The following is a 7,683-nucleotide window of genomic DNA, read 5'->3' on the forward strand; positions in this document are numbered from 1 at the left end:
TTTTTAATTTTTCTTATTAAATCTTTATATTGTTGAAGAAGATAATGGGGAATGGCAGCGAATATCAGATTAGAAGAGTGAAGAGATAAGTTCGCTTCCCATAAGATAATTAGAGACATAAAAAAGAGTCCGGGGTCTTCCCGGACTCCAAGACTAGAATGAAGGTAGATTGTCCAAGTTATTTGTTGGATCTCCATCTGGTTGACTGCGTAAATGGAGATCGCCGTCTTTACCGTTGATTAATTGGACATGTTCTAATTGACCATTCTGGGCCATTTCGTGAGCTTTATGGTAATCAACTACCTGTCCGGAAGACAATTTCATTTCCGTAATGCTCCCTTGTCCATTCTTACGAACGGCTATAATGCGATCTGGCATATAATCCCCTCCTCAGTCTTAGTATGAGAAGAATCCATAATTGTATGAGTTTATTGCTATGTAGATTCTAATTTCTGGTACGTTCTGCTCTAGCGCTTCGTTTCAACAAAGAAGACGGCCTTGGCCGTCTTCTTCTTTACATATCATGAGAGGATTTTTGTTTGTCACGAGTATGATTAGCTTGTTTCACTTTGTGAGAACCAGCTAAAGGTTCTCCGTACCCCTGTTGCGGAGACTGTGGCAATTTCGGATCTTTTTGCTGTTTTGGTCCCATTCGTCTTGCGGACATGAAATCCGCCTCCTCCATATTAGATTTATCGACGTTTACGGGCTGCTTCTGGACCTTCCATGGCAGTAGCGCCAGGATAGCTCAAGCTTTGATCCCTGTCAGACTGCACTTTTCCGGATCTCTTCAATTTCTTTTCTTGACGATCTTTACCCATAAAAAAACTGCCTCCCTTCTTCCTTAGTATGAGAAAAAGAGAAGCAGCTATTCTTTTTTAAAATCATCGAGAAAATCTTTTTGAAAGCTGGTCGTCACGTTTCCTTTTGAGGGTACAGAAATCGACTTAAAAGGATTGTGTCCATATTTCTCAGTCAATTCATCAATGGCTTTATACAATTTTTCTTTACCTGCATATCGCTCGTAACTGAACAAATCCAACTGCTGGGTAACTTCCGACTGTTCGGCCAAGTCAGAAGCCGTAACTCCTAAGAGACGAATCGGATCCTGATTCCAATGGTCATCAAACAATTGGATAGATACATTGAACAAATCGTTTGACGTAAAGATGAAGTCTCTTAACTGGCGACTTCTTGTCACTGTTTTCCGGTCATGATAACGGATCATTAATTGTACATTTTTGGCTGCAACTTTTTTATTTTTCATCCTCGCTTCTACTTTGTTGGAAAGTCTGCGCAATACAGTTCTTATTTCTGAGTCTTCGGTCGTATCCTGTGGTAGTGTTGTTGATGTGCCGATACTTTTAAATTCATGGACAGCGTCAGGATCAACAGGCCTCTCATCGTGTCCATTCGCCCTGTTTTGTAGACGCTCTCCGTTGATTCCCAGAATCTGCTTCAATTCTAAAACAGGATGAACGGCCAAATGACCAATGGTCTCAATCCCGATTCTTCTGAGTTTTTCAGCCGTTTTAGAGCCTACACCATACATTTCTTCAATAGGTAGGGGCCAGAGTTTTTGTTCGATATCCCTTAATCTAAGAATAGTAATTCCCATGGGTTTTTTCATATCTGACCCCATTTTAGCCAGAAATTTATTTGGCGCAATTCCAATGCTGCAAGGTAGATCGAGCTCCTCCATTATACGATTCTGAATGTTTTTGGCTATTTCTGGTGGTGAGCCCTGGTCCGCGCATTGAGTTATATCCATATATCCTTCATCTATCGAAACAGGTTGGACAAGAGGTGTCACGTCAGCTAAGATTTTAAACATTTCTTTCGAAGCCGTACGGTAACGTTCAAAATTCGGTGACATGACGATAAGATCAGGACAGAGCCTTCTCGCTTCACCGACAGGCATAGTTGTTTTTACACCATACTTTCTTGCTTCATAACTGCTAGTCACTACTATTCCTCTGCGCTCTTCAGGATTTCCTGCAATGGCTAGAGGTTTACCCTTTAAAGATGGATCAAAAGCCATCTCTACTGACGCGTAAAAACTATTCATATCCACATGGAAAATGACCCGTCCATTTTTCGGATACCATTTAGACAAAGTGATCCTTCCTTTTCTACGAACTCTTGTTCTTCCAGTATAACATAACATATACTGTGAAAAACTTGGTCCTATAGCTATTCAAAAAAAGCACCTCCTGAGTTGGAGGCGCTTTGATCTTGGTTTATTCTGCTACTTCTTTTACGATAGCTGTTACCAACTCAGCAACTTTTTCAAGTTCACCAACAGGCATACGTTCATTCGTTGTATGAATTTCTTCATAACCTACTGCTAAGTTAACTGTTGGAATTCCATATCCTGCAATGATATTCGCATCACTTCCGCCACCACTAGTTAACAATTCACTTTGACGGCCTATTTTAGATGCTGCCGAACGAGCAACCTCTACAACTTCGTCACCAGCTTTTTGTTTAAAGCCGGGGTACATAATGTCGACTTCAATTTCAACTTCGCCGCCCATCTCCTCAGCTGTCTCGCGGAATGCATTTTTCATTTTTTCTACTTGCTCTTCCATTTTTTCAGGAACGAGAGAACGTGCTTCCGCTAGTATTTCAACGTGATCGCAAACGATGTTCGTTTTTTGACCACCTTCAAAACGTCCGATATTTGCCGTCGTTTCTTCATCGATCCGACCTAATGGCATTTTGGCAATAGCTCTGGAAGCAAGGGTGATGGCTGAGACGCCTTTTTCTGGAGCGACACCAGCGTGTGCCGTCTTCCCTTTCACAACCGCATTCAATTTCGCTTGTGTTGGAGCAGCAACGATTATATTGCCAACTTGACCATCACTGTCCAGAGCATAACCGAACTTCGCCTTTAATAATGAGCTATCAAGTGCTTTAGCACCGACAAGTCCACTTTCTTCACCTACTGTAATGATGAATTGCAGATCACCATGTTCCACATTGTTTTCCTTCAAGGAGCGGATCGCTTCCAGGATTGCGGCGACCCCTGCTTTGTCATCTGCACCGAGAATGGTAGACCCGTCCGTTACGACATAGCCGTTTTCGATGGACGGTTTAACACCGTTTCCAGGAACGACGGTGTCCATGTGGGAGGTAAAATATATTGTGTCGACTCCGCTTTTAGAGCCTTTTAAATTGCAAATTAAGTTATTCGCTCCGTGACCGGTTATTGATTTCGCATCATCTTCAATCACTTCTAAGCCAAGGTCCTCAAATTTATCCTTTAGGATACCAGCTATTTCAGCTTCATGTGCTGTTTCGGAGTCAATTTGAACCAATTCCAAAAATTCTTCGAGTAAACGTTCTTTGTTGATTGATACCATAAGTATGATCCTCCTTCATATGTATACCCATTCCTCTTAGTACGTTAGCGGAATGAGTGGAACGTGTCAATTAAAGAGGAATGTTTCCATGTTTCTTATATGGCCTGTCCTCCTGTTTATTCTTCAACATATCCAACGCCTTAATCAAAGTTGAGCGCGTTTCACGTGGGTCGATAACGTCATCAACCATTCCAAGCCCTGCTGCTACATAAGGATTAGCGAAACGCTCCCTGTATTCATTGATCTTATTTTGCCGCGTTTCCTCAGGATTATCACTTTCTTTGATATCCTTCGCAAAAATGATATTGGCTGCTCCTTCGGGCCCCATGACGGCAATTTCTGCGTTTGGCCAAGCATAGACAAGATCTGCCCCAATTGATTTACTATTCAATGCTACATAGGCTCCTCCGTACGCTTTCCTTGTTATGACCGTGAGCTTGGGTACAGTCGCTTCCGAATACGCGTAAAGAATTTTTGCTCCATGACGGATGATTCCACCATGTTCTTGTTTAATACCAGGGAAAAATCCAGTCACGTCTTCAAAAGTAATTAAAGGAATATTAAACGAGTCACAAAAACGGATAAATCTTGAGGCTTTATCGCTGGAATCAATATCCAGCCCTCCGGCCATATATTTCGGCTGGTTACACACTAACCCAACGGTTTTCCCTTTCAAACGAGCAAATCCAACGACGATATTTTTTGCAAAGTCTTTGTGTATTTCAAAAAATGAACCCTTGTCCACAACTTCATCTATAATCACACGTACATCGTACGGTCGAATCGGATCAAATGGGATCTTATCGGTAATATCAGGTCTGTAGTCATCCTCTTCTTCTACTTCCACTTCCGGACTTGGATCCATATTGCTTTGCGGAAGATAACTGACAAGGTCTTTGACAGCATCCAATGCTGAAGCTTCATCCGACGTCTTCAGATGCGCATTACCACTCAAGGTATTATGTACATGTGCACCTCCAAGGTCCTCGGCAGAAATTTGTTCGCCGGTTACTGTTTCAATTACCTTAGGTCCTGTAATGAACATTTGTGAGGTCTTCTCGACCATAATGACAAAGTCAGTAATCGCCGGAGAATAAACTGCTCCTCCCGCACAAGGTCCCATGATGACAGAGATTTGCGGGATGACTCCAGAATAGATAGAGTTGCGATAAAACACTTGGCCATAGCCGTCTAAGGAAGATACTCCTTCTTGAATTCTTGCTCCACCAGAGTCATTCAATCCAATAAATGGTGTAGAATTTTTAACTGCTAAGTCCATAACAGCAGCTATTTTTTTCGCATGCATTTCTCCTAATGCTCCGCCGTATACGGTGAAATCTTGAGCAAATAGATAGACATCACGGCCTCCGATTTTACCAAAACCTGTCACAACTCCTTCCCCTGGCGCTTGTTTCCCATCCATTCCGAAAGCATCATGACGATGTTCTATAAATGGATTCAACTCGACAAAACTATCTTCGTCCACCAAGTAGTCTATACGTTCCCGAGCTGTCCATTTTCCTTTTTCATGCTGCTTGTCAATCCGATCATCTCCTCCTCCTAGCTGGACTTGGCGACGTTTGTCATAAAGTTCATTAATTTTATCAAAAATGTCCATCTACGATTACTCCTCTCTCTCAGGCTGGCATAATTCGAATAAGACTCCATTTGCTGCCTTCGGGTGCAAGAAGGCTATCTGACTGTTGTGCGCTCCATCTTTCGGCTCCTCATGGATAAGACGGACTCCTTGCTGTTTATATTGCTCTAATCGATTGTGTATATCATCCACTTCGACGGCAATATGATGGATGCCCTCTCCTCTTTTACTCAGAAATGCCTGAATAGGAGAATCTTCGCTGAGGGGCTCCAGTAATTCCAGCTTTGTTTCGCCGATCTTAAGGAAAGCTACACGAACTTGTTCAGAATCGACTTCCTCTACAGCCTCTAAGGATAGTCCTAAACTATGCTGATAGAAAGGAAGTGTTTGGTCGATATTCTCCACAGCGATTCCAATATGAGCAATCTTCTTCGGAGGATTTATGGTATCTCTTTGAATCAGTTGTTTAATATAAATAGCGATCGCATCTGTCGGTGAACCACTTGTAAAGATTTTAGCTACCCCTTTATCTTCGAGGTAGGGGATGTCCTCTGCCGGAATCACGCCTCCGCCTATAACAGGAATATCTCCTGCCCCTTCTTCCATTAACGCTTCCACCACTTTTGGAAAAAGCGACTTATGAGCCCCTGATAAGGAAGACAAGCCTACGACATCAACATCTTCCTGGATAGCAGCTCTCGCAATTTGCACAGCAGACTGACGCAGTCCTGTATAGATCACTTCCATTCCATGATCTCGCAATGCCTGGGCGATGATTAATGCTCCTCGGTCATGTCCATCTAATCCTGGTTTAGCTATGAGTACACGTATTGGTTTCATCACTATTCCTTCCTTTCTTACATACCGGTATATTCGCCAAATTCATCGCGTAACACGTTAGCGATTTCACCGACGGTTGCGTAAACTTTAACCGCCTTTACGATATAAGGCATGACATTTTCTGTACTGACTGCTGCCTGTTTCAGCTGTTGTAAAGAGTGATCAACTTGCACTTGGTCTCTTGTATTTCTTACATTTTTGGTCTTCTCTATCTGTGATTTTTCTAATGCTTCGTCGACACGTAATAAGTCAGCATTGATTTCTTCTTCAAGCTTGTACTCATTTAAGCCTACAATAATATCTTCTTTCGACTCGATCCGCTTCTGGGCATCATAGGCAGCTTTGTGGATTTCCCTTTGCATGTATCCATCTTCGACAGCTTGTACTGCTCCGCCGAGTTCTTTTATTCGTTCAATATATTCATTGGCTTCCTTTTCAATTTGATCAGTCAATGATTCAACATAATAGGATCCTGCCAGGGGATCAATGGTATCTGCTACTCCGCTTTCGTTAGCGATAATTTGTTGAGTTCTAAGAGCGATTCGTGCAGAGTCCTCTGTAGGAAGCGCAAGAGCTTCATCACGGGAGTTCGTATGAAGACTTTGTGTTCCCCCCATAACAGCCGCAAGCGCTTGCAATGTTACACGAACGATATTATTATCCGGCTGCTGAGCAGTTAGAGTACTTCCTCCCGTTTGTGTATGAAAGCGTAACTTCCAACTTTTTGGATTCTCTGCACCATAGTGCTCTTTCATGATCTTCGCCCACATTCTTCTGGCAGCTCGAAACTTGGCCGCCTCTTCAAAAAATTGATTATGGGCGTTAAAGAAGAACGCTAACCGTGGGGCGAACTGATCCACTTCTAATCCAGCTTCAAGCGCTGCATCCACATACGCCATACCATTGGCAATGGTGAAAGCTACCTCCTGTACAGCGGTCGATCCGGCTTCGCGGATATGATAGCCCGAGATACTGATTGTATTGAATTTTGGAAGGTTCTTCTGACAATAAGCGAAAATATCTGTTATTAGACGCATCGATGGTTTCGGTGGATAAATATAAGTTCCTCGTGCGATATATTCCTTCAAAATATCATTCTGAATCGTACCTGTGAGCTTATCGGGAGTCACCCCTTGTTTCTCGCCTACTGCGATATACATTGCTAACAAAATTGAGGCAGGAGCATTAATCGTCATTGACGTACTGACTTGATCCAAAGGAATTTGGTCAAATAATTGTTCCATATCCTTTAATGAATCAATCGCAACCCCAACTTTACCGACTTCTCCTTCAGCCATTGGATCATCCGAGTCGTATCCGATTTGTGTCGGCAAATCAAAAGCAACAGACAACCCGGTCTGGCCTTGCTTTAAAAGATATCGAAAGCGCTGATTCGTCTCTTCCGCTGAACCGAACCCTGCATATTGACGCATCGTCCAATAACGGCTTCGGTACATGGTTGGCTGAATGCCTCTCGTATAAGGATACTGACCTGGGAATCCTATTTCCTCTATGTACTGGTCATCTGAGTGTTGAGGATTATATAAACGTTCAATGGAAAGGTCTGAACTTGTAGTAAATCGCTCTTTACGTTCCGGAAAACGCTTTGTAGCCTTTTCAACGTCATTTTCCCAATTCTTTTTTGTTTCTTCATAGTTTGATGAATGGCTCATGTATATTGCCTCCTTCAGAGTGGTCCTCTTCTAGCATACCAGAAATAAAGCGCTTACCTATTGAAAAATTAGTAGAATTCACAATTATATTGTAATTGATTTTGCGCCCTTGTCCAAATGAAGATTTTTAGGTAGAATGTCAATAGGATTGACTGAGAAGGAGGTTTCTGACCTTGGCCGCAAACAAACAACAAAAACAACCACTGAA

The 7,683-nt window shown here is 42.5% G+C and carries 8 protein-coding genes; all 8 read right to left on the reverse strand.

Going from position 1 to position 7,683, the window contains the following annotated elements:
* Positions 1-153 precede the first annotated feature (153 nt).
* The 8 genes from LD39_RS09110 to LD39_RS09140 all read right to left on the reverse strand — a co-directional run bounded on the left by LD39_RS09110 (position 154) and on the right by LD39_RS09140 (position 7,475).
* Positions 154-378, reverse strand: a complete 225-nt coding sequence (locus LD39_RS09110; RefSeq protein WP_035545441.1) for a DUF3892 domain-containing protein — start codon at positions 376-378, stop codon at positions 154-156.
* Positions 379-514: 136 nt separating this feature from the next.
* Positions 515-667, reverse strand: a complete 153-nt coding sequence (locus tag LD39_RS09115; RefSeq protein WP_035545443.1) for a small acid-soluble spore protein P — start codon at positions 665-667, stop codon at positions 515-517.
* Between the two features lie 25 nt (positions 668-692).
* Positions 693-821: a YpzI family protein gene (locus LD39_RS22070; protein WP_079479797.1), complete on the reverse strand. Its 129-nt coding sequence runs from the start codon at positions 819-821 to the stop codon at positions 693-695.
* Positions 822-868: 47 nt separating this feature from the next.
* Entirely contained in the window at positions 869-2,116 is a 1,248-nt protein-coding gene (locus LD39_RS09120; protein ID WP_035545444.1) for a DNA polymerase IV, read from the reverse strand.
* A gap of 124 nt (positions 2,117-2,240) precedes the next feature.
* Positions 2,241-3,365, reverse strand: a complete 1,125-nt coding sequence (locus LD39_RS09125; RefSeq protein ID WP_035545446.1) for a M20/M25/M40 family metallo-hydrolase — start codon at positions 3,363-3,365, stop codon at positions 2,241-2,243.
* Between the two features lie 70 nt (positions 3,366-3,435).
* Positions 3,436-4,983 (reverse strand): acyl-CoA carboxylase subunit beta, encoded by a 1,548-nt coding sequence (locus LD39_RS09130; RefSeq protein WP_035545448.1) that lies wholly within the window; start codon positions 4,981-4,983, stop codon positions 3,436-3,438.
* 6 nt (positions 4,984-4,989) lie between these two features.
* The gene (gene mce / locus LD39_RS09135; protein ID WP_035545449.1) at positions 4,990-5,802 is read right to left on the reverse strand and encodes a methylmalonyl-CoA epimerase; all 813 of its coding nucleotides are present in this window, start codon (positions 5,800-5,802) and stop codon (positions 4,990-4,992) included.
* Positions 5,803-5,819: 17 nt separating this feature from the next.
* Entirely contained in the window at positions 5,820-7,475 is a 1,656-nt protein-coding gene (locus LD39_RS09140) for a methylmalonyl-CoA mutase (RefSeq protein ID WP_035545451.1), read from the reverse strand.
* Positions 7,476-7,683 lie beyond the last annotated feature (208 nt).

Source organism: Halobacillus sp. BBL2006, assembly GCF_000786645.1.
Lineage (GTDB): Bacteria > Bacillota > Bacilli > Bacillales > Halobacillaceae > Halobacillus.